The organism is Mesorhizobium sp. WSM3862 (assembly GCF_002294985.1).
Classification (GTDB): domain Bacteria; phylum Pseudomonadota; class Alphaproteobacteria; order Rhizobiales; family Rhizobiaceae; genus Mesorhizobium.
This window is the reverse complement of the sequence record NZ_NSGE01000009.1, coordinates 149,755-171,125: the sequence shown is the minus strand read 5'-3', so window position 1 is coordinate 171,125 and position 21,371 is coordinate 149,755. Positions and strand designations below refer to the sequence as shown.

At 64.9% G+C, this 21,371-nt stretch carries 21 protein-coding genes and 1 pseudogene; 8 read left to right on the top strand and 14 right to left on the bottom strand.

Features of this window, described 5'->3' with window-relative positions; genetic code table 11:
• Nucleotides 1–83: 83 nt before the first annotated feature.
• From CK224_RS24815 to CK224_RS24800, 4 genes and pseudogenes are all read right to left on the bottom strand, one after another.
• Nucleotides 84–698 (bottom strand): DapH/DapD/GlmU-related protein, encoded by a 615-nt coding sequence (locus CK224_RS24815; protein ID WP_095783562.1) that lies wholly within the window; start codon nucleotides 696–698, stop codon nucleotides 84–86.
• Nucleotides 695–1,402, bottom strand: coding sequence for a phosphonate C-P lyase system protein PhnL (phnL, locus tag CK224_RS24810; RefSeq protein WP_095783561.1), 708 nt, complete (start codon nucleotides 1,400–1,402; stop codon nucleotides 695–697). The genes CK224_RS24815 and phnL overlap by 4 nt, the downstream gene beginning before the upstream one ends.
• Before the next feature lie 69 nt (nucleotides 1,403–1,471).
• Nucleotides 1,472–2,248: a phosphonate C-P lyase system protein PhnK gene (gene phnK, locus CK224_RS24805; RefSeq protein ID WP_095783560.1), complete on the bottom strand. Its 777-nt coding sequence runs from the start codon at nucleotides 2,246–2,248 to the stop codon at nucleotides 1,472–1,474.
• Between the two features lie 134 nt (nucleotides 2,249–2,382).
• A pseudogene (locus CK224_RS24800) lies at nucleotides 2,383–3,210 on the bottom strand (alpha-D-ribose 1-methylphosphonate 5-phosphate C-P-lyase PhnJ); the annotation flags it as partial.
• A gap of 59 nt (nucleotides 3,211–3,269) precedes the next feature.
• On the opposite strand from CK224_RS24800, the gene CK224_RS24795 reads away from it, so the two are divergent.
• Nucleotides 3,270–3,467, top strand: coding sequence for a hypothetical protein (locus tag CK224_RS24795; RefSeq protein ID WP_067004148.1), 198 nt, complete (start codon nucleotides 3,270–3,272; stop codon nucleotides 3,465–3,467).
• Between the two features lie 2 nt (nucleotides 3,468–3,469).
• On the opposite strand, the gene CK224_RS24790 is transcribed toward CK224_RS24795, so the two are convergent.
• The 3 genes from CK224_RS24790 to phnG are packed head-to-tail and all read right to left on the bottom strand — an operon-like array spanning nucleotide 3,470 to nucleotide 5,656.
• Nucleotides 3,470–4,582 carry a carbon-phosphorus lyase complex subunit PhnI gene (locus CK224_RS24790; protein WP_095783559.1) on the bottom strand — a complete coding sequence of 371 codons (1,113 nt, stop codon included), beginning with the start codon at nucleotides 4,580–4,582 and terminating at the stop codon, nucleotides 3,470–3,472.
• Between the two features lies 1 nt (nucleotide 4,583).
• Nucleotides 4,584–5,195, bottom strand: a complete 612-nt coding sequence (phnH, locus tag CK224_RS24785) for a phosphonate C-P lyase system protein PhnH (RefSeq protein ID WP_095783558.1) — start codon at nucleotides 5,193–5,195, stop codon at nucleotides 4,584–4,586.
• Nucleotides 5,195–5,656: a phosphonate C-P lyase system protein PhnG gene (gene phnG, locus CK224_RS24780; protein WP_095780105.1), complete on the bottom strand. Its 462-nt coding sequence runs from the start codon at nucleotides 5,654–5,656 to the stop codon at nucleotides 5,195–5,197. Before phnG ends, phnH begins: the two co-directional genes overlap by 1 nt.
• A 115-nt stretch (nucleotides 5,657–5,771) precedes the next feature.
• Here phnG and phnF point away from each other — a divergent pair, with 115 nt between their 5' ends.
• Nucleotides 5,772–6,530: a phosphonate metabolism transcriptional regulator PhnF gene (gene phnF, locus CK224_RS24775; RefSeq protein ID WP_245426188.1), complete on the top strand. Its 759-nt coding sequence runs from the start codon at nucleotides 5,772–5,774 to the stop codon at nucleotides 6,528–6,530.
• Between the two features lie 66 nt (nucleotides 6,531–6,596).
• Here the strand turns inward: phnF and CK224_RS24770 are convergent, their stop codons facing one another.
• From CK224_RS24770 to CK224_RS24745, 6 genes are all read right to left on the bottom strand, one after another.
• A complete protein-coding gene (locus CK224_RS24770; RefSeq protein WP_095783556.1) occupies nucleotides 6,597–7,613 on the bottom strand; it encodes a zinc-binding alcohol dehydrogenase family protein in 1,017 nt (338 codons plus the stop codon).
• Nucleotides 7,614–7,682: 69 nt separating this feature from the next.
• Entirely contained in the window at nucleotides 7,683–8,648 is a 966-nt protein-coding gene (locus tag CK224_RS24765) for an ABC transporter permease (protein ID WP_095783555.1), read from the bottom strand.
• On the bottom strand, nucleotides 8,645–10,198 hold the full coding sequence (locus tag CK224_RS24760) for a sugar ABC transporter ATP-binding protein (protein ID WP_067004134.1): 1,554 nt from the start codon (nucleotides 10,196–10,198) through the stop codon (nucleotides 8,645–8,647). The genes CK224_RS24765 and CK224_RS24760 overlap by 4 nt, the downstream gene beginning before the upstream one ends.
• Nucleotides 10,199–10,351: 153 nt before the next feature.
• On the bottom strand, nucleotides 10,352–11,347 hold the full coding sequence (locus CK224_RS24755) for an ABC transporter substrate-binding protein (protein WP_067004132.1): 996 nt from the start codon (nucleotides 11,345–11,347) through the stop codon (nucleotides 10,352–10,354).
• Between the two features lie 190 nt (nucleotides 11,348–11,537).
• On the bottom strand, nucleotides 11,538–12,536 hold the full coding sequence (locus CK224_RS24750; RefSeq protein ID WP_095783554.1) for an aldo/keto reductase: 999 nt from the start codon (nucleotides 12,534–12,536) through the stop codon (nucleotides 11,538–11,540).
• 43 nt (nucleotides 12,537–12,579) lie between these two features.
• Entirely contained in the window at nucleotides 12,580–14,085 is a 1,506-nt protein-coding gene (locus CK224_RS24745) for an altronate dehydratase family protein (RefSeq protein WP_067004128.1), read from the bottom strand.
• Between the two features lie 250 nt (nucleotides 14,086–14,335).
• Between CK224_RS24745 and CK224_RS24740 the strand changes: the two genes are divergently transcribed.
• From CK224_RS24740 to gndA, 6 genes are all read left to right on the top strand, one after another.
• The gene (locus tag CK224_RS24740) at nucleotides 14,336–15,238 is read left to right on the top strand and encodes a GntR family transcriptional regulator (RefSeq protein ID WP_095780099.1); all 903 of its coding nucleotides are present in this window, start codon (nucleotides 14,336–14,338) and stop codon (nucleotides 15,236–15,238) included.
• A gap of 128 nt (nucleotides 15,239–15,366) precedes the next feature.
• Nucleotides 15,367–15,714, top strand: a complete 348-nt coding sequence (locus tag CK224_RS24735; protein WP_095780098.1) for a hypothetical protein — start codon at nucleotides 15,367–15,369, stop codon at nucleotides 15,712–15,714.
• Between the two features lie 94 nt (nucleotides 15,715–15,808).
• A complete protein-coding gene (locus tag CK224_RS24730) occupies nucleotides 15,809–16,336 on the top strand; it encodes a copper chaperone PCu(A)C (RefSeq protein WP_095783553.1) in 528 nt (175 codons plus the stop codon).
• A gap of 26 nt (nucleotides 16,337–16,362) precedes the next feature.
• On the top strand, nucleotides 16,363–16,881 hold the full coding sequence (locus CK224_RS24725; RefSeq protein WP_095783552.1) for a YcnI family protein: 519 nt from the start codon (nucleotides 16,363–16,365) through the stop codon (nucleotides 16,879–16,881).
• A 52-nt stretch (nucleotides 16,882–16,933) separates the two neighbouring features.
• Nucleotides 16,934–18,568: a copper resistance CopC/CopD family protein gene (locus CK224_RS24720; protein ID WP_095783551.1), complete on the top strand. Its 1,635-nt coding sequence runs from the start codon at nucleotides 16,934–16,936 to the stop codon at nucleotides 18,566–18,568.
• Nucleotides 18,569–18,676: 108 nt separating this feature from the next.
• Nucleotides 18,677–20,101 carry an NADP-dependent phosphogluconate dehydrogenase gene (gndA, locus tag CK224_RS24715; RefSeq protein ID WP_095783550.1) on the top strand — a complete coding sequence of 475 codons (1,425 nt, stop codon included), beginning with the start codon at nucleotides 18,677–18,679 and terminating at the stop codon, nucleotides 20,099–20,101.
• 116 nt (nucleotides 20,102–20,217) lie between these two features.
• On the opposite strand, the gene CK224_RS24710 is transcribed toward gndA, so the two are convergent.
• On the bottom strand, nucleotides 20,218–21,261 hold the full coding sequence (locus CK224_RS24710; protein ID WP_095783549.1) for a LacI family transcriptional regulator: 1,044 nt from the start codon (nucleotides 21,259–21,261) through the stop codon (nucleotides 20,218–20,220).
• Nucleotides 21,262–21,371 lie beyond the last annotated feature (110 nt).

Here is a 21,371-nt window from a genome sequence, read left to right as displayed (position 1 = left end):
CGATGTCAGTTTTGTTACGACCCACAGGCAACCGATGAATGGTTCTCTCCTTGCTGCCATTCACTGCTGCCCATTCACAATCGTTAGCCGCCATACTTCTCCAGGAAAGCCTCTGCCGAGAGCTCGCGGAAATCGTCGAGCGCTGCGCGCAACCGGGCATGGTCCCAGTCCCACCAGGCAAGCACCTGGTAGCGCTCGGCCGTGCGGCGGTCGAAGCGCTCGCGGATCGGCTTTGCCGGCACGCCGGCAACGATGGTGTATGGCGCGACATCCTTCGACACCACGGCGCCGGCGCCGACGGCCGCGCCGTCGCCGACGGTCACGCCGGGCAGGATGGTCGAGCCATGGCCGAGCCACGTGTCGTGGCCGATGGTGACGCGCTTGGCGCGGCGCTCGGCGAAGAACTCGCTTTCATGTTCGGCGTCGTCCCAATAGTCGGAGGCGCGATAAGTGAAGTGGTGCAGCGTCGGCCGCCAGGTCGGGTGGTTGGTGGCGTTGAGGCGCACGCTCGCCGCGATGTTGGAGAACTTGCCGATGGTTGAACACCATGCGGCGCAGTCCTGCATCATGTAGGAATAGTCGCCGAGCTCGCATTCAGAAACGCGGCTGCGCTCGGCGATCTCGGTCCAACGGCCGAGCGTCGAGTTTTCGACCTGTGCCGTCGGATGGACGAGCGGCGCCTCCGAAAGTTTGCTCATGCGGCGACCCTGCCTGCGGCGAAGGCGGTGACGTCGATGATGCGGTCGGCCACCGCATCACGAACGTCCTGATCATGGAAGATGCCGAGCAGGGCGACGCCCGCCGCCTTCTTGCCGGCGATGAGCTCGACCACGACATCTCGGTTCTTCGCGTCGAGCGAGGCGGTGGGCTCGTCGAGCAGCAGGATCGGATGCTCGGTGATGAAGCCGCGCGCGATGTTGACGCGCTGCTGCTCGCCGCCGGAGAAGGTCGCGGGCGGCAGCGCCCAGAGCTTTTCCGGCAGATTGAGCTGCGAAAGAAGCTCGCGTGCCTTGTCGCGCGCGGCCTCCCGGTCCGCGCCACGCTCGACCAGCGGCTCGGCAACGACGTCGAGTGCCGGTACGCGCGGCACGGTGCGCAGGAACTGGCTGACATAGCCGATCGTTTGCCGGCGTATGGCTAGCACAGCGCGCGGGTTGGCGGAGGCGACATCGATCAGCCCGCCCGCGTGCTGGACGATGATCTGGCCTTCATCGACGGCGTAGTTGCCGTAGAGCATCTTCAGGATCGAGCTTTTGCCGGCGCCGGACGGCCCGCCAAGCACGGCGCATTCGCCGGCGCGGATCGAGAACGAGACGCCAGCCACCACCGGCAGCGTGACGCCGTCACGCAGATGCATGGTGAAGCTCTTTGCGACGTCCGAGACAACGAGAGGCGTGGCCATACTAGAGTCCTTTGTCTTTCCGCATGATCCGATCCGAAAACCGGCTTCCACTTTTCGGGATCATGCGGGTCACACCTGCAAAATCGAGGAAACGAGCAACTGGGTGTAAGGCGCACGCGGGTCGTCGAGCACGCGGTCGGTGAGGCCGCTTTCGACGACGCGGCCGTCCTTCATCACCATCATGCGCTGCGACAAGAGCCGCGCCACGGCGAGGTCATGGGTGACGACGATTGCCGCGAGGCCGAGGTCGGTGACCAGCCCGCGCAACAGATCGAGCAGGCGCGCCTGCACGGAAACGTCGAGGCCGCCGGTCGGCTCGTCCATGAACACCAGCCGCGGTCCCGTCACCAGGTTGCGGGCGATCTGCAGGCGCTGGCGCATGCCGCCGGAAAAGGCGCGCGGCTCGTCGTCGATGCGGTCCTCGTCGATCTCGACACGCGACAGCCAGTCGACGGCGGTGGCGCGGATCCTGCCGTAGTGGCGGTCGCCGACGGCCATCAGCCGCTCGCCGACATTGGCGCCGGCCGACACCGTCATGCGCAAGCCGTCCGCCGGGTTCTGGTGAACGAAGCCCCAGTCGGTACGCATCAGGAAGCGGCGCTCGGCCTCGCTCATCCGATAGAGCTCGCGCCATTGGCCGTCGCGCATGCGGTAGCTGGCCGTACCGGAAGAGGGCAGCAGCCTGGTCGACAAGCAGTTGAGCAGCGTCGTCTTGCCCGAGCCGGATTCGCCGACCACCGCCAGCACCTCGCCCGGCCAGAGGTCGAAGGAGATCGCCTCGCAGCCGACGCGCGAGCCGTAGAATTTGGAAAGCTCGGAGACGCGCAGTAGCGGTTCGTCGGTCATCTTGCCTCCTTACCCTCTCCGTCGTGAGGAGGGGCGGCGCGCAGCGCCGGGCTGGGGGTTGCAGGGCTCGCCGCCAGGTCACCCCCACCCGCGCCTTCGGCGCGACCTTCCGACAAGGGGGAGGAAGGGTCGGCGCGCCGCTTCTCGCAATGGTCGGTGTCCGAGCAGACGAACATGTGGCCGCCATGGTCATCGAGAATGACCTCGTCGAGATAGACATTCTCGGCGGCGCAGAGCGCGCAAGGCTGGTCGAAGGTCTGCACCTCGAAGGGATGGTCCTCGAAGTCGAGGCTGACGACGTCGGTGAAGGGCGGCACCGCATAGATGCGCTTCTCGCGGCCGGCGCCGAAGAGCTGCAGGGCCGGCGAACGATGCATCTTCGGATTGTCGAATTTCGGCGTCGGTGAGGGGTCCATCACATAGCGGCCCTCGACCTTGACCGGATAGGCGTAGGTGGTGGCGATGCGGCCGTGCCTGGCGATGTCCTCGTAGAGCTTCACATGCATGAGGCCGTATTCCTCGAGCGCATGCATTTTGCGGGTCTCGGTCTCGCGCGGCTCGAGGAAGCGCAGCGGTTCGGGGATCGGCACCTGGAAAACCAGCACCTGGCCCGCGTTGAGCGGATGCTCGGGGATGCGGTGACGCGTCTGGATGATGGTCGCCTTCGCCGTCTCGGTGGTGACGGCGACCTTGGCGACCTTCTTGAAGAAGGCGCGGATCGAGACGGCGTTGGTGGTGTCGTCGGCGCCCTGATCAATGACCTTGAGCACATCGTCCGGCCCGATGATGGAAGCGGTGACCTGCACGCCGCCGGTACCCCAGCCATAAGGCATCGGCATCTCGCGCGAGGCGAAGGGCACCTGGTAGCCAGGAATGGCGATGCCCTTCAGGATGGCGCGGCGGATCATCCGCTTGGTCTGCTCGTCAAGATAGGCGAAGTTGTAGGTGGCGATGTCGGTCATGGCGATCACACGCGCTCTGTGTTATGCATTTGGCAACCCAGACGCGAGAGTAGGCCAAAATGGATACTACCGGTTGGATGCGTCTTGCAGTGCTGTTGCTGGCGTTCGCCGTCATTGCGGCTTTTGCGCTGCGTAAGATGTTTCTGCCCGCGCCGAAGGAAAGTGCGAGCGGTGAGACTATTGCTGGCAGCAACGGATTCAACGAGGCACATAATAGCCACTACAGCGCTGGTCATGGTGGCGCCCGAGACGACTGAAATCATTCCGCCGCCTCCCTCTTCTCTTCCGCCTTGTCCTGATTTTCACGGTCCTGGTATTCGGCGCGCATTCGGCGAACCAGGTCGAGCTCGGCCTGGAAGTCGACATAGTGCGGCAGCTTCAGGTGCTCGACGAAGCCGGTCGCCTGGACATTGTCGGAATGCGAGATGACGAACTCTTCGTCCTGCGCCGCGGCAATCACATCCTCGCCAAGTTCGGTCGCGCGCAACGCGCGGTCGCAGAGCGCCATCGCCATCGCCTTGCGCTCGCTCTGGCCGAAGACCAGGCCGTAGCCGCGGGTGAATTGCGGCGGCGCCTTGGCCGAGCCCTTGAACTGGTTGACCATCTGGCACTCGGTGACGCGGATGGAGCCGAGCGGCACGGTGAAAGGCAGCTCCGGGACGTCGAGCTCCAGCTCGACCTCGCCGATCCGGACCTCGCCGACGAAAGGGTGGTTGCGGGCATAGCCGCGCTGCGTCGAATAGCCGAGCGCCAGGAGAAAACCTTCGTCGCCGCGCGACAGCGCCTGCAGACGGATGTCGCGCGCCATCGGGAATTGCAGCGGCTCGCGGGTGATGTCGCCAGGCACATAGTCAAGCGGCATGTCGCCGTCCGCTTCGATCAGCCCTTCATGGGCGAGGATCGAGGAAACGCGCGGCATCGCCTCGGCCTCGGCCGGACGTTGCGCGGGGTCTTCGATCTCGGCGCCGGCGGCAAGCTGCGGATCGAGCAGGCGGTGGGTGTAGTCGAAGGTCGGGCCGAGCACTTGGCCGCCGGGCAGATCCTTGTAGGTGGCCGACACGCGCCGCTCGAGCTGCATGGCGCCGGTGTCGACCGGGTTGGTGTAGCCGAAGCGCGGCAGCGTGGTGCGGTAGGCGCGCAGCAGGAAGATCGCCTCGATCAAGTCGCCGCGTGCCTGAACGACGGCCAAAGCTGCAAGCTTGCGGTCGTAGAGCGAGCCTTCGCTCATCACCCGGTCGACGCCGAGCGCCAGCTGCTCGACGATCTGGTCGAGGCGCAGCGCCGGCACCGAGCGGTCGCCGCGCCGGCGATCGGCAAGCAGGCGATGGGCGTTGGCAATGGCGGCTTCGCCGCCTTTCACCGCGACATACATGTCATGCCTCCATCGTTTTGATGCGGGTGGTGCGCGGAAGGCAGGCGAGCTTGCCAGGCGCCGCCAGGATGATGTCGACGCCGCGCGGGAAGCGCTGGTTGTTCTGTTTCCATTGCTCGACGAAATGGCGCGGCATGCCGGTCGGCGCGATCGTCGCGGTCTTCTCGATGCCGGGGCCTTCGAGGAGCAGCGACGGGCCGGAGACGAGATCGTCGGTGAGCAGGATCAGCGTCGTCGAGCGGTCGGGATATTCCTGCGTGCCTTGCGAAAAGCCGTCGAGCGCCGCCATCCCCGCCGGGTTGGCTATCAAAGCGAAATGCGCGTCGGCCGGCGTGTTTGCGAGGGGCGCGCCGGTGTGGAAGCCGAGCCACGCCTTGACCGAAGCTTCCGCCTGCAGCCACGGATCGAGCCAGATCGGCGTGTCGTTGTCGCAGAGCGAAAGCGCCACCGCGCCGGCGGTCGCCGACAGCGGCGCCGGCGGCTGGGCGAGCGGCGGCAGCGCCTGCACGCTGCCGGGGCGCGCCATCGCGTCCATGATGGCGCGGAACGCGGTCTGCGCATTGAAGACCGGATCGGCGAAGCCGCCCTCGATCGATTGCGCGGCGATCTCCATCAGTCCTCTCCGCGCACCATGGTGAAGAAATCCACTTTCGTGGCCGCCGTCTCGACGCGCCGCTTCTCGCGCGCCGCATCGAGCGCCGCGCGCAACGGCGCGACCAGCTTCGACTCGATGGTCTCGCGATAGGCCGGGTCCTGCCAGAGCGCGTCGGCGATTGCGGCGAGCCTGGCTTTGCCCTTGTCGCGGCCGAGCGCGTAGGAATGGCCGACCTGTCCGGAGGGCACCCGCACGGTGGCGCGTGTCGCGGTCGCCTCGCCGACATTGAACGGCGCGCCGCCGCCGCCGATCCGCCCGCGCACCGTCACCAAGCCGGTCTCCGGGCCGCGCAGCAGCTCGGCCTCGGAGGGCAGGCCGGAGCCGTTCCACAGCCGCGCGATCTCGTCGGCTGGCGCGTGCGCCAGCGTCGCCATGATGCCTTTCCTCTCGGCCTGCTCGCGCGCTTCCTGTCCTCGCATCGCTCCAACTCCTTTGCACAATATGACTTGTCTATTGATATAGACAACTATACAAATTATACTTACCTCCTACCGAGAGTCGATGACGGGCGCATGACAGACGGGGGAAAAGTGATTGGGGGCAAAATTGATCGAGCGGGCGAGCAGTATCGAAAGGCGCAACGGCGTATCGCTCTGGCGGCAGATCGCCGACAAGATATTGCAGGGGATCGCCAGCGGCGATTTCACCGAGAATGCGGCGCTGCCGCCTGAGGTGGCGCTGGCCGAACGCTATGGCGTCAACCGCCACACGGTGCGCAGCGCGATTGCCGCGCTGGTGCAGGAAGGCGTGCTCAAGGCCGAGCAGGGGCGCGGCACCTTCGTCTTGTCGCGCAAGCGCCTGTCTTATCCGATCGGCGCGCGCACCCGCTTCTCGAGCGGCCTGCAGGGACAGACGACCGAGCGGCACATCGCTCTGCTGTCCTCATCGACCGAGCCGGCCAGCCGCCGCATCGCCGAGGCGCTGAGCATTGCCAGGGGATCGAGCGTGATCCGACTGGAGACGCGCGGCGAAGCCGACGGACATCCGGTGTCACGGGCGACGACCTGGTTCGATGCCAAGCGCTTCGCCGGCATCGAGACCGCGATGGCCGAGACGGGATCGATCACCGCCTCGCTTATGCGTTTCGGCATCAACGACTATCTGAGGCGCTCGACGGTGCTGTCGGCGCGCCACGCCGATGCGGACGATCTTGTCGATCTCGAGCTGCAGCCGGGCGCCATCGTGCTGGTCACGATCGCCATCAATGTCACGATGGACGGCCAGCCGATCCAGTTCGCGGAGTCGCGGTTCCCGGCCGAGCGAGTGGAGCTGAAGTTGTCGGCCGGCGATTAGCCTTCGACATCCGTCGTCAAGGGCGACAACCCCTGAGGTCGTCATCCACGGGCGGGTCGGGCCTCCCTATCCGACCTCGATGACCGCTTTGATCAACCCGGATTTTTCGTGCGCCCAGCGCGCTAGATCGCGCGGCGTATCGGCAAGGGTCGTGCGGTGGGTGACGAGTTTCTCCAGCGGCACGGCGCCGTTGCGGATCGAGGCGGCGACATGGTCGAAGTCTGGTCTGAGCGCATTGCGGCTGCCGACCAGCGTCATCTCGCGCTTGTGAAACTCGGGATCGGAGAAGGCGATGTCGTCCTTGACGACGCTGACCAGCACCAGCGCTCCGCCATGCGCGACATGGGTGAAGGCGGACTGCACCGACTGCGTGTTGCCCGTGGCGTCGAACACAAGGTCGAAGCCTTCGCCGCCGGACGCCTGCCGCACCAGATCGGCTGCCGGCGCTTTCGAGCCGTCGAGTGCGGTAAAGCCGAGCTCGCTTTCGGCGAAACCGAGCCGTTCTGAGCTCATGTCGAGCAGGCTGACATCGAGGCCGGCGATGCGGGCGAACAGTGCCGTGCCAAGGCCGATCGGACCGGCGCCGATGACCATCGTGCGCTGGCCGGGCGCACTCAGCGAGCGCCGCACGGCGTGTGCGCCGATGGCCAGGAATTCGACGGCGGCGGCATCGGCCAGCGATAGGCCATTTGCCGGATAAAGGTTCTGCCCCGGCACCAGGATGTCGTCGCACATGGCGCCGTCGCGATGGACGCCAAGCACCTCGATCTGCACGCAGCAGTTCGGCTTGCCGTGCCGGCAGGCAACGCATTTGCCGCAGGCGAGATAGGGGTTGATGATCACCGGCTCGCCGATGGCAAGCTCGACGCCTTCACCGCGCTCGACGACGGTGCCCGAGACCTCGTGGCCCATGATGCGTGGATAGGCGAGGAACGGGTGCTTGCCTTCGAAGATGTGATAGTCGGTGCCGCAGATGCCGACATGGCTGACTGCGATCCGCGCCCAGCCGGGCGGCGGCGCGCCGGGTTCGGCGCGGTCTTCGAGAACAAGATCGCCAGGCGAGCGGCAGACGACGGCTTTCATGCGCTGATCCAGTGTTAGAAGGGGCGTCGGCCCCGCTCGATTGGGGCCGGCGCGTCATTTCAGGAACGATTATTTGCCGCGACGGCGCAGGCCGTCGAAGTAGACGATGACGATGATCAGCAGGCCGGTGATGACGCGCTGCCAGAAGGTGTTGACGTTGAGCAGGTTGGCGCCGTTGTTGATCGTTGAAAGAATGAAGGACCCGATCAGCGGTCCATGCACCGAGCCGATGGCGCCGAACAGCGAGGTGCCGCCGATCACCGACGAGGCGATGGCCTGCAGCTCATAAGTGTCGCCCTGGGTCGGGTTGCCGATGCCGATGCGCGAGGCAAGCAGCACACCCACGAAAGCCGCGAGCAGGCCGGACAGGATATAGGCCATGAAGATGGTGCGCGGCACGTTCACGCCGGAAAGGCGCGCGGCCTCCGCATTGGAGCCGACCGAGAACAAATAGCGGCCCCAGCGCGTGTGGTGCAGGAACACATAGGACGGTATGGCGACCAGGATCACCATCCAGAACAGGTAGGGGATACCGAGCAGCGAGCCGCGCGAGAAGGCCTGGAAAGAGTCGCTGTTGATCGAGATCGAATTGCCGTTGGTCATCAAGAGACCGATGCCGCGCAGCGAGGTCATCGTGGCCAGGGTGATGATGAAGGGCGGCAGGCCCATCTTGACGATGCCGAAGCCGTGGAACAGGCCGATGGCGACGCCGGCGAGCAAGGTAATGAGCACAGCCGCCCAGATCGGCCAGCCGGCATTGATCAGAAGCGCCACGATGACGGTGGTGAAGCCGACCACGGCACCGACCGAGAGATCGATGCCGCCGGTGATGATGACGAAGGTCTGGCCGACCGCGAGGATGGCGATCAGCGAACCCTGACGCAAAAGATTGGTGATGTTGAGCGTCGTGGCGAAGGAGGGTGTGGCGACCGCCAGCACGATCCACATCAAAAGCAACAAGCCGAGCAGCGTCAGCCCGAACAGGGCGTTGTAATTGCGCTTCGGCTTTTCGGAGGGGATCGCCTCGGTGCTCATTTTCGTCCTCCCGTCTTTTCTTGTTTCTCGGCCAGCGCTTGGCCCAAAATGTCCTCATGGCTGGCGGTGCGGAAGCCATGCGTGGCGACCAGCTTGCCGCGGCGGAACACATGCAGCGTGTCGGCGAGCTCGTAGACTTCCGGCAGGTAGGACGAGATCAGGATGATGCCGGCGCCCTTGGACAGAAGCGTCGAGAACAGCCGGTAAATCTCGGCCTTGGTACCGACATCGACGCCGACCGTCGGCTCGTCGAAGATGAACAGCTTGGCGCCATGCGCCAGCCATTTGCCGATGACGATCTTCTGCTGGTTGCCGCCCGACAGGCTGGAGGCCAGCGCATGGCGCGTCGGCGTCTTGATCCTGAGATCGGCTATCTGGCGATCGGCCTCGGCCTTCTCGCGCGAGCCTGAGATCAGAAGATTGCTCGAGATGCGCTTGTAGATCGGCAGGTTGAGATTCGTGCCGACCGGCAGGTTGAGGCAGAGGCCTTGGTCGCGGCGGCTTTCGGGGGCGAGGGCCATGCCGAGCCTTATCGCGTCATGCTCGGAGTTGACTTGCACCTCCTTGCCTTGCCACAGGATCTGACCGGCCGACTTCCTGTGGCGGCCGTAAAGCGTGGTGACGAACTCGCTGCGGCCGGCTCCGATCAAGCCGTAAAGTCCGACGATCTCGCCCGCGCGGACAGTCACCGAGACGTTCTCGAAACCCTTGCCGGACAGATTCCGCGTCTCGACGATCGTCGCGCCCGGCGTGAAATGCTCCTTGTGGTAGATCTGCTCGATCGAGCGATTGATCATCAGTTTGACCAGTTCCGGCTCGCTGGTCTCGGCTATGTTGCGGGTGCCGACGAGGGTGCCGTCGCGCAGCACCGAAACGCGATCGGCAAGCTCGAACACCTCCTCCATGCGGTGGCTGATATAGATGATGGTGACACCTTCGCCCTTTAGCCGGCGGATCAGCTTGAACAACTGGTCGGCCTCCTTGCGGGTCAAGTAGGCGGTCGGCTCGTCGAAGATGAGGAACTTTGTGCCGCGTACCGTGGCGCGGGCGGCGGCGATCAGCTGCTGCTGGCCGATGGTGAGGTCGCCGAGCATAACATGCGCTGGCAGGTCGAAGCCGAGGCCATCGATTATCTTCTGCGCTTCCTTCACCATGGCGCGTTGCTGCAAGAGACCGAAGCGGGAATTCTCCTCACCGAGGAACATGTTGGCGGCGACGGTGAGGTGGCGGCAAAGCACGACCTCCTGGTGGACGGCATTGATGCCGAGCGCCATCGCCTCGTGTGGCGTGGCCAGGGCCTCGGGCTTACCTTCCCAGACGACTTCGCCGGAGGTGCGCGGCATGACGCCGGTTAAAAGCTTTATCAGCGTCGATTTGCCGGCGCCGTTCTCGCCGACGATGGCGTGGATCTCGCCCGATTTGAAGGCAAGGTCCACCGGCTTCAGCGCATGCGTGCCGGGATAGCGCTTTTCCAGGCCTTTCAACTCGAGGATGGTCCTGCCCGGTTTCAGCGTGGGGGGCGGGTGTAGTTCCTGCGCCGTCGACGTCATGACTTCCTCCCAGATTGATCCAACCGTTGGATACGCAGCGATGCGTCTTGCGCGCATCTAGAAGGCAGAGCCTAAAGCAAGCCGGCGGATTTCCAAACTGTCCGCGGCGATGTTTCCGGGGCGGCGAAGCCCCGGAAACGAATGTCGCGAAGATCAGTTGAGCTTCGGGTTGAGCAGCGCGTCGATCTTCGGATCCTTCATGTTGTCCTTGGTGACGAGATTGGCGCCGGTGTCGACATTGGCCTCGACCTTCTCGCCCTTCGAGGCGGCTAAGGCGGTCTTGATGCCGTCGTAGCCCATCCGGTACGGATCCTGGACGACGAGGCCGGAGATGACGCCGTCGTTGAGGAACTTGATCAGCTTCTCGTCGCTGTCGAAACCGATCAGCGCCACCTTGCCGGCGAGGTTGTTCTCGGCGATCGCCTGGCCAACGCCCTGCGCCATGATCAGGTTCGAGGCGAAGATGCCCTTGAGGTCCGGATTGGCGGTGATCAGGTCGGTCGCGATGTTGAGGCCGGTGGTGGCCTGACCGTCGGCATATTTGTCGGCGACCAGTTCGAGGCCGGGATATTTCGCCTTGAGCTGTTCCTTGAACCCTTGCGCGCGCTGCTCGAGCGAGCCGGCGCCGGGCAGCGCGGTGATCAGCGCAACCTTGCCCTCGACCTTGCCGCCATTGGCGGCGCCGATCGCGGCGGCGAGACCGTCAGCCGCGACACGGCCGCCCTGAACGTTGTCGGTGGTGAGGAAGGAGGTGAAAGCCTTGGATTCGGCGCTGGAGTCGATGCCGATGACCTTGACCTTGGTCGCCGCCTCGTCGATCGGCTTGCCGAGCGCCTTGGCCTCGGTCGGCGCGATCACGATCGCGGCCGGATTGCCGGCGACGGCGTTCTCGAGGATCGAGATCTGACCGTTGACGTCGGTTTCGGCCTGGGCGCCAAGCTCCGGCACGTTGATGCCGAGATCCTTGCCGGCCTTGCGGGCGCCGGCCAGCACGATCTGCCAGTAGAAAGAAGTGGTGTCCTTGACGATGATCGGGATGGTCACGTCGGCCGCCGAGGCGGGTGCCGAATGCATCGCACCGGCGAGCATCGAGGCGGCGGCTAAAGCCACGAAGGCGCGGCGGTTGAGAAGGCTGGTTACGAATTTCATTAGGTTCCTCCCTAAAGTCGCCCGGTGAAGGTTCGGAAGCTCCATCTGGATAGGCGCGAGCCAAACGGAACTTTATCAATAAAAAACATTTGCCGGATTTTGATAGTGCATTGCCCGGATCGATGCAAGCGGTGTCTCATGCCGTTTTCGTGACGAGTGGCAGCTGATCGGTCTGCCGGATCTGCGCATCTCAGCCAAGCTGCTGGACGATCGTATAAGGATCGTATTTGGCAAATTCCGCCGTCGCCACCTTGATATCCAGCAGTTCGAGATTGCGCGTCAGATTCGCGGGCTTGGCGGTGCCGGTCAGCACCGAGGCAACGACAGGCTCGTGCAGAGGGAATTGGAACGCGGCAGCGGCCAGCGGATAGCCACCTCCGATGGCGATGCGCTCCATTGCGCTGACGCGGTCGAGAACATCCTTGCTCGCCGGCAGATAATCGAAATGCGCGCCATGCACCGGTCCCGTCGCCAATATGCCCGAGTTGAAGACGCCGCCGATGATCAGTGAGGTCCGCCGCTCGCGGCAAAGCGGCAGCAGGTCGGCCTCGGCGCTGCGATCAAGCAGCGAATAGCGGCTGGCGAGCAGGATGCAGTCGAGCGGCGCGCGGCGAAGCACGTCAAGGCAGATCTGGACCTCGTTGACGCCAAGGCCGTAGGCGGAAATCGTGCCGGAAGATTTCAGCTCCTCCAGCGCCTTCAGCCCGCCGTCCATCAGCTGACGGAAATGCAGCTTCGTCTTCTCGACGCCATGCGTGTAGACGCCGATGTCGTGGACGAACAGGATGTCGATCTTGTTGAGGCCGAGCCGCGCGTAGGAAAAATCCACTGAGCGCATGATGCCGTCATAGGAATAGTCGTAGTCGAGCGCGAAGGGTAGCGGATCGACATAGGAGTGATCGGGAACCTGGTCCTCCGGCACCGGCCGGAACAGGCGGCCGACCTTGGTCGAGAGCACATAGGAGGAGCGCGGCTTCTCACGCAGGAAATCGCCTGTGCGCCGCTCCGACAGGCCGAAGCCGTAGAAGGGCGCGGTGTCGAAGTAACGCAGCCCGCCGTCCCAGGCCGCTTGCAGCGTTTCCATTGCGGGCTCGCGCGGACAGGCGCGATAAAGGCCGCCGATGGCGGCGCCGCCGAAGCTGACTTCGGTGACTTCGAGCGCGGTCGCGCCGATCCGGCGTTTGTTCATCAAAGCCTCCCTTTGCCGTTCGACTGGCGGTCGTTTCGACTATTTAGAGCGTCGCGCCGAGATGCCAGGGCACGAACTCGTTGTCGCCGTAGCCGAACGCCTCGCTCTTGGTCTTGCGTCCGGACGCCGTCTCGATGATCAGCTCGAAGATCTCGCGGCCCATGCCGGCGATCGTCTTCTCGCCGGAAGCGATGACACCGCAATTGACGTCCATGTCCTCTTCCATCTGGTGGTACATGGTCGAGTTCGTGGCGACCTTGATCGACGGCGTCGGACGGCAGCCGAAGCAGGAGCCGCGGCCGGTGGTGAAGACGATGACATTAGCGCCGCCGGCCACTTGGCCGGTGGCCGAGACCGGATCGTAGCCGGGCGTGTCCATGAACACCAAGCCGCTGCCGCTGACCTTCTCGGCGTAACCGAAGACGCCGTTGAGCGGCGTCTGACCGCCCTTGGCAACAGCACCCAGCGACTTCTCCAGGATCGTGGTCAGGCCGCCGCGCTTGTTGCCCGGCGAGGGATTGTTGTCGATCGAGGCGCCGTGCTTGGCTGTATGGTCCTCCCACCATTTCACAAAGCCGTCGAGCTTGGCGGCGATCTCGGGCGAGGCGGCGCGATAGGCAAGCAGATGCTCGGCGCCGTAGATTTCGGTCGTCTCGGACAGGATGCCGATGCCGCCGCAGCCGGCCAGGATATCGACCGCCGCTCCCAGTGCCGGATTGGCGGTGATGCCGGACATGCCGTCCGAGCCGCCGCATTGCAGGCCGACGACGATCTCGCTGACCGGGATCGGTTCGCGCTGCAACTGGCCGACTTCCTCGGCGATCTCGGCCAGCACGCCCATCGCCCGCTCGACGGATTTGCGCGAGCCGCCGGCCTCCTGGATGTTGAAGTGCCGCTTTCCCGCCGCGACGCCCTTTTGGCCGTAAAGGGTGAGCTGGTTGACCTCGCAACCCAGGCCGACCATCAGCACGCCGCCGAAATTCGGGTGGCGGGCATAGCCGGCCAGCGTGCGGTGCAGCACCATCATGCCGTCGCCGGTGGCGCTCATGCCGCAGCCCTGCCCGTGGACGATCGGTACGAAACCGTCGATGCCGGGATATTTCGGCAAAAGCGTGCGATTGGCCTCGTCGGCGATCGCATGGCAGACGGTGGACGAGCAATTGACGCTGGCGATGATGCCGATGAAGTTGCGCGTTCCGGCGCGACCATCGGCGCGGCGATAGCCCATGAAGGTGCGCTTGCGGTCCGCTTCGGTGGCGTGCTCGGCCTCGCTCGGCGGCACCACCGGCAGGCGGCCGCTCTCGAACACCAGATTGTGCGAGTGGACGTGCTCGCCCGGCGCGATGGCTTGAGTGGCGCGGCCGATCGCCTGCGCATATTTCACCACCGCTTCGCCCGCAGCGATCGGCTTGATCGCCACCTTGTGCCCTGGGTCGATCGCCGCCACCGCAACCGCGCCGCCGGGCAGCGCCGCACCGATCTCGATGCGGCCATTGGCGACCGCGACATTGTCGGCGGGGGAAAGAAGAATGGTGCTTGCGGCGTTCACGGGCGGCTGTCCTGGGTAAACCTGGGAGTGTGGGCGGATTGACATGCGCCCGTTTGAGGATAATGTCTTTTATCGTGAAAAAACATTTTTGCGTCAATTGTTTTTTCATCGCGCGCCGCGCGCCGTTGAGTGCATGGCCGCCCGTTTGGTAAAGCCGGCGAAATTCGTTCCGCATTTCGGAGGCTTGCGCTAGGAACACCGATCATATTGCGCTTCCGGCCGGCTGCCGCAAGCGTTGGGGATACGGGGCATGTCGAAGAGCAACAACGTCTACAAGGACGCCTTCAACCGCGGACTGCGGCTGCTCGACGAAACCAGGAGCCTGCCGTCCGAGCCCGAGCTCGGAACGCTGCTCGGCGTCAGCCGCACCACGGTGCGCAGCATTCTTTCGCGCATGGAAGAAACCGGGCTGATCGCCTGGAACAAGCGCAACAAAACGGTGCTGCGGGCACCGAAGGCGGAAGATTTCTTCCCCGAGGAAGAGACCGACTCGCTGGCCGAGATCATCGAGCGCTCCTTCATGCGCCGGCTGCTCGCCGGCGGCGCGGAAGCGGGCATGCAGATCAACGAGCTCGAGCTGGCGCGCGAGATCGGCGTCGGCACCACCAGCGTGCGCGAATTCCTGATCCGCTTCTCGCGCTTCGGTTTGATCGAGAAGCGGCGCAACAGCCACTGGGTGCTCAAGGGCTTCACCCGCGCCTTTGCGCTGGAGCTCACCGAGATCCGCGAGATGTTCGAGCTGCGCTCGGCCGCCGCCTTTGTCGCGCTGCCGCAGGAAAGCGCGGTCTGGGCCGATCTCGACCGGCTGGAGATCGAACATCGCCAACTGGCGAGCGAGATCGCGACGCGCTTCAACGAATTCTCCGAGCTCGATGAGCGCTTCCACCGGCTGATCCACCGCGCCTCGCACAACCGCTTCATCGTCGATTTCTACGATGTGATCGCGATGATCTTCCACTACCACTACCAATGGAACAAGGCGCAGGAACGCGAGCGCAACGAGGTCGCGGTCCAAGAGCATCTCGCCTATATCGCGGCGCTGAAATCGCGCGATCCCGCCAAGGTGGACGCCGCCTGCCGCAAGCATCTGAAGTCGGCGCGCCAGACGCTGTTGAGCTCCATTCCGGAAGGGCGGCAGGTGCAGCCCGCCTGATCAGGCGCGTCGCGCCGCGTTGCCGCAGCCCGGTTTTGACGATTTTCCGGCCGCCGCCCCCATGCTAGGCTCAGTCGAATTGCTGGAAAGAGGCAGGTCATTTGGATATCCGGCTGAGACGATGGAGCATGCCGGCCGCGTTCGTCGCGGCGCTGCTGCTGTTGCTTCAGTCGGCGCTTGGCGCCTTCGCCTTTGGCGCGCCTTCAAAGCTCGATGCCTTCGGCAACGTCATCTGCACGCATGACGGGGCAGTCAAGCTTCCGGGCGGCGATCCGCACCGGCAGCACATGCCGGCCTGCTGCCTGGCTGGCTGTAGCATGGTTTCGCCGGCGCATCTGCCGCCGCCGGATACCGGCGCGCCCGCCAGGGTGCTGGTGTTCGACGCCGTCGCTTTCCCGCCTTTGGCCTTCCGGCATCTCGATTTTGCCCGCGACCGCTCTCCGGCCAATCCGCGCGCGCCGCCGGCCGCAGTCTGACAAAAACCCGCGAAACCTTTCGCGGGCGCATTCATCCAAGATCAGACTGCTCGCGGCCGGATCACGGCGCGATCTCATACTCATGGAGCAACCCATGTCCAATCTTCTTCCCGCCGCGCGAGCGCAAGCTCGTCCGCGCGGTTTCGAACGGCTCGGCCTTGCCGTGTTCGCTCTTCTCCTGTTCGCATGCGTTCCCGGCGCCCAGGCGCATGAATTCAAGGCCGGTGACCTGGAGGTCGGGCACCCGTGGTCGCGCGCAACGCCGCCGGGCGCCAAGGTGGCCGGCGGCTATTTCACCGTCACCAACAAGGGCGGCTCGCCCGACCGGCTGCTGTCGATTTCCTCCGACATCTCCGACAAGGCCGAATTGCATGAGATGAGTGTCAAGGACGGCGTCATGACGATGCGGCCGGTGAGCGGCGGGCTCGTGATCCCGGCCGGCGGCAAGGTCGCACTGAAGCCGGGTGGCTATCACCTGATGTTCATCGGCCTGAAGCGACAGCCCAAGCAGGGCGAGAAATTCCCGGCCACGCTGACCTTCGAGAAGGCCGGCAGCGTCAAAGTCGAGTTCGCCGTCGAGGGCATGGGCGAGACGGGCGGCATGGACGATCACGCCGAGTGATCATTTCGAAATTAGAGGGACAATTCATGAAGAAGTATCTTTTGGCGGTGGGCGCGGTTCTGGCGCTCGGAACAAACGCCGCGCTTGCGCACATCACGCTCGAAACTCAGGAAGCGGCCGTCGGCTCGACCTATAAGGCCGTGCTGCGCGTGCCGCATGGCTGCGAGGGCAAGGCGACGACCGCGGTGCGCGTGCAGATTCCGGAAGGCGTCATTTCGGTCAAGCCGATGCCAAAGCCCGGCTGGACGCTGCAGACCAAGAAAGGCCGATACGAGAAATCCTACCAGCTCTATGGCGAGACGCTGACCACCGGCGTCAAGGAAGTCGACTGGAGCGGCGGCAACCTGCCGGACGATTTCTATGACGAGTTCATTTTCCGTGCTTCGCTCGCCGCCGATCTTCCGGCCGGCCAGATGCTCTATTTCCCGGTGGTCCAGGAATGCGGCGATGCCGCCGATCGCTGGATCGAGATTCCGGCGGCGGGACAGGATGAGGATGCGCTGGAAAATCCGGCGCCGGGCATCAAATTGCTGCCGAAGAAATGATCTCTTGACTGCGCGTCCCATTCGGGCGCGCCGTCCCTTCTCGAAAGACCGCATGAACGCAGCAACTTTCCCAATCCGCCCGAGGGGCATGCGCATCGGGCCAGTCGCCAGCGGCCTGGTCGCGGCTTTCGTGCTCGTGCTGCTGCTGGTGCTTCCCGGCCGCGCATTCGCGCATGCCGCGTTGGTCGCGACCGATCCGCCCGATGGTGCGGTGCTGTCTCAGAGTCCCGCGCGGTTTTCGCTGACCTTCAGCGAGCCGGTTTCGCCCCTGGTGCTCACTCTGGTGCGGCCGGACGGCACGCAACTTTCGCTGACCTCCTTCCGGCTCAACGATCAGACCGTCGAGATCGATAATCCGGAGACGCTCAAATCCGGCACGCATGTGCTGAGCTGGCGGGTGATTTCGGAGGACGGCCATCCGGTCGGCGGCTCGGCGCTGTTTTCCGTCGGCGCGCCAAGTGCTGCGCCGGCAGCGGGCGAAGCCGTCGATTTGTCGCTGCGCACAGCAATCTGGATGGGCAAGCTCCTTCTCTATGCCGGGCTGTTCCTCGGCGCCGGCGGCGCCTTCGCGCTCGCCTGGCTCGCTGGAGACTGTCGCTGCGGCCAGGGTTTCGTTATCGGCGCTCTTCTGTGCGGACTGGCAGCCGCCCCGTTCTCGCTCGGATTTCAGGGGTTGGACGCGTTCGGCGCGCCGCTTGCCCGGTTTGCGGCGCCCATCGTGTGGGAGACCGCGCTTGCCACCAGCTTCGGCTGGACGGTGCTTGCCGCCCTGATTGCATTCGGCTTTGCCTTGCTGTCCCTCGCCGGACCGCGCGCTCTTGGCAAGCTGCTTGCGCTCGCCGGGCTCGTCGGTGTGGGCACGGCGCTTGCGGCAAGCGGCCACGCCAGCGCCGCCGAGCCGCAATGGCTGACGCGGCCGCTGGTTTTCCTGCATGGCACAGCCATCGCCTTCTGGACCGGCGCGCTCGCGCCGCTCGGCCTTGCGTTGCGCTATCAGCCGGCGGAGGCCAAAATCTTCTTGCGCCGGTTTTCGCGCGCGATCCTGCCCGTGGTTGCCGTGCTTGCGATAAGCGGCATCTTGCTGGCGATCATCCAAGTGCGCGAACCGGCAGCGCTCATCAACACCGCCTATGGCCGCCTGCTGCTGCTGAAACTGGCCCTGCTTTTGTTCCTGTTCACCCTTGCCTCCGTAAACCGATGGACGCTGACCGCGCCGGCCGAAACGGGCGACACGGAAGTGCAGCGGCGGCTGGTGCGTTCGATCGGCATCGAGACGCTGATCGTGCTTGCCATCTTCGGCGTCGCCGCCGGCTGGCGCTTCACGCCGCCGCCACGCGCGCTGGCGATCGCCGCAGCGCAGCCGGCCTCGATCCACATCCACACCCTGCAGGCGATGGCCGATCTCAGCATCACGCCCGGCCATGCCGGCCAGGTTGCCGCCTCGATGGTGATCATGACCGGCGATTTCGGTCCGATGGATGCCAAGCAGGTGACCCTGGTGCTGTCGAAGCCGGATTCCGGCATCGAGCCGATCAAACGGCCGGCGACGAAACGCGGCGACGGCACCTGGCGCGTCGACGATCTCGTCATCCCGCTGCCCGGCCGCTGGAACGCTCGGCTCGACATCCTGGTTTCCGATTTCGAGATGGTGAAGATTGAAGCGCCAATTGATATCAGAGCCGACTGACCTGGGCCGCGACACAATTCGGCGAGGCGGTTGACGCCGTCGCGAAGGCCCGTCAATCATCCGTCCAAAGCGCGGCTTCAACAAAAGTTCGAAAGCAGGGAAGAAACGATGGAAAAAGCCGAAATCGGCCTGATCGGCCTTGGCACGATGGGCTCCAACCTGGCGCTCAACATCGCCGAGCATGGGCACCCCATCGCCGTGTTCAACCGCACCGGTTCGCGCACCGACGCCTTCGTCGAGAGCGCAGGCGCGCTCAGGGACATGGTTGTGCCCTGCTACAGCCTGGAGGAACTCGCCGCAGCGATCCGGCCGCCTCGGCCGATCATCATCATGGTGCTGGCCGGCAAGCCGGTCGACGAGCAGATATCGGCGCTGCGCGGCGTGCTCTCCGACAACGACATCGTCATCGATGCCGGCAATGCCAATTTCCGCGACACGATGCGGCGCTTCTCCGAGCTGTCGGGCTCCGGCCTGACCTTTATCGGCATGGGCGTGTCGGGCGGCGAGGAGGGCGCGCGCCACGGGCCGTCGATCATGGTCGGGGGCACGGAAGACTCCTGGAAGCGCGTCGAGAGGGTGCTGACGGCGATTTCCGCCAAGTTCAAGGACGAGCCTTGCGCCGCCTGGCTCGGCACCGACGGCGCCGGCCATTTCGTCAAAACCATCCACAACGGCATCGAATATGCCGACATGCAGATGATCGCCGAGATCTACGGCATCCTGCGCGACGGTCTCGGCATGGAGCCGAAGGAGATCGGCAAGGTCTTCGACGGCTGGAACCAGGGTCGGCTCAACTCCTACCTCATCGAGATCACCGCCAAGGTTCTCGCAGCCGACGATCCCAAGACCGGCAAGCCGGTGGTCGACATCATCCTCGACCGCGCCGGCCAGAAGGGCACCGGCAAATGGTCGGTCATCGAAGCGCAGCAGCTCGGCATTCCGGCGACGGCCATCGAGGCTGCCGTCGCGGCGCGCGTGCTGTCGTCGATCAAGGACGAACGGCAGGCGGCGGAAAAGGCCTACGGCGATATCGGCGTCGAGAAGATTTCCGGCGACAAGGCGGCGCTGCTGAAGGATCTCGAGCTGGCGCTGTTTGCCGGCAAGATCGCGGCTTACGCGCAAGGTTTTGCTGTGATGAGCGGCGCCTCAAAGGAATTCAACTGGAACCTGCCGATGCCGACCATTGCCAAGATATGGCGTGCCGGCTGCATCATCCGCTCGCAGATGCTGGACACGATGGCGGAGGCCTTCGGCTCAGGCGGCGCCTCGACCAATCTCCTGATGGCGCCGGCCTTCATCGCCATGATGAAGGAGGCGCATCCGTCGCTCAGGCGCATCGTGGCGCGAGCCTCCGAGGCCGGCTCACCGGTGCCGGCGCTGTCCTCGGCGCTCGCCTATTTCGACAGCTATCGCCAGGGCCGCGGCACGTCGAACCTGATCCAGGCGCAGCGCGATTTCTTCGGCGCGCACGGTTTCGAGCGCATCGGCGAGCAGGGGGCGTTCCATGGGCCGTGGGGAAGCGGCGCCGCCTAGAGGCAGGTTATGCCAGGGTGCAAAGGCGGCTTCCTGCGCTCCCGGTGCTACTCAAGCACGCTTCCGGTTCTCGGAAGCCGCCGACTCGGCCTGACCTGACTCTCAAGTCGCGCCAGTCAACCCCGATAGGGCAGGACCTCGCTCGGTTTGCTCAGCGATTGCAGTGAGCCAGGTTCCTTGCCGCCGATCCAGCCGAGCACAGCGCGGGCAAGCTCGGAGCCGGCGAGCCGGAAATTCTCGTTCACGACCAGCAGTTCGCGCCGGAACAAATGCAGCAGTTCCGAGGACTGTTTCGACACCACGTCGACATCGCGGCCGAGTTTCAGGCCGGCGTCCTCGATGCCTGCAACAACGGCGAGCGTGGCGGCGGCGGCGCTGCTGACGATGCCGTCCGGACGGCTCTCGCGGCGCATGAGCTGCGCAGTTCGCATCCTGATCTGCTCGATCGTGTGGTCGATGGAGACGGTGTTGAACGGCACCTCGCTGGCGCCGACTTCGCTCAGCGCATCGGCAAAACCGTTCACCGTGTGGTCGTAATAGGTGAGGCCGACCGGCGGCGTCACCAGAGCCAGCCGGCGCCGGCCCATGCCGGCGAGATGGCGGACCGCCTCGCCGGCGAAAGCATAGTTGTCGAAGTCGTGATAGGGATGCACCAGCCCCATGTCAGTGCGGCCATGCGTGGCAAATGGGATGCCGCGTTCCAGCATAAAGCGGGCGCGCGGGTCGTTGGGCTGCGTGCGTGAAATGATGACGCCGTCGGCGGAGCCCGTCTCCACCAGATAGCGGACCGGATCCAGCGGGTCCTGCGAGCGCGAATAGGGCGTGACGATCAGGTGATAGGGCGTGTCGGCGATCACCTCGGTGACGCCGTAGATGATGTCCGAGACGAAGCTCATCAGCTCGTGCTCGGTGTTGAGCACCAAGCTGATGACGTTGGTCTTGCCCGTCCTCAGCCTCACGCCGGCGCGGTTCGGGCGATAGCCGATCTGCTTGGCGACGAGCTGCACGCGTCGCCTGGTCTCGGCGCCGATCTCCGGCGCGTCCTTCAGCGCGCGCGAGACGGTGGTGACGCCGAGCCCGGTCATGAAGGCAAGCGTCTTCAGCGTCGGCCGTTCCTTAGCCGACGTGTCGTCGTCCTTCTCGTTTGCTCGTCTGTCCATTCGTCCCGCCCGTCAGGCGCATAGCAGCCGCGAGGCCGGCCGGCAATCGCGCCCATCGCATTTGCGCGGCCTTCAGCCCGTGACACGGTGCAATACACTGAAACGTTACA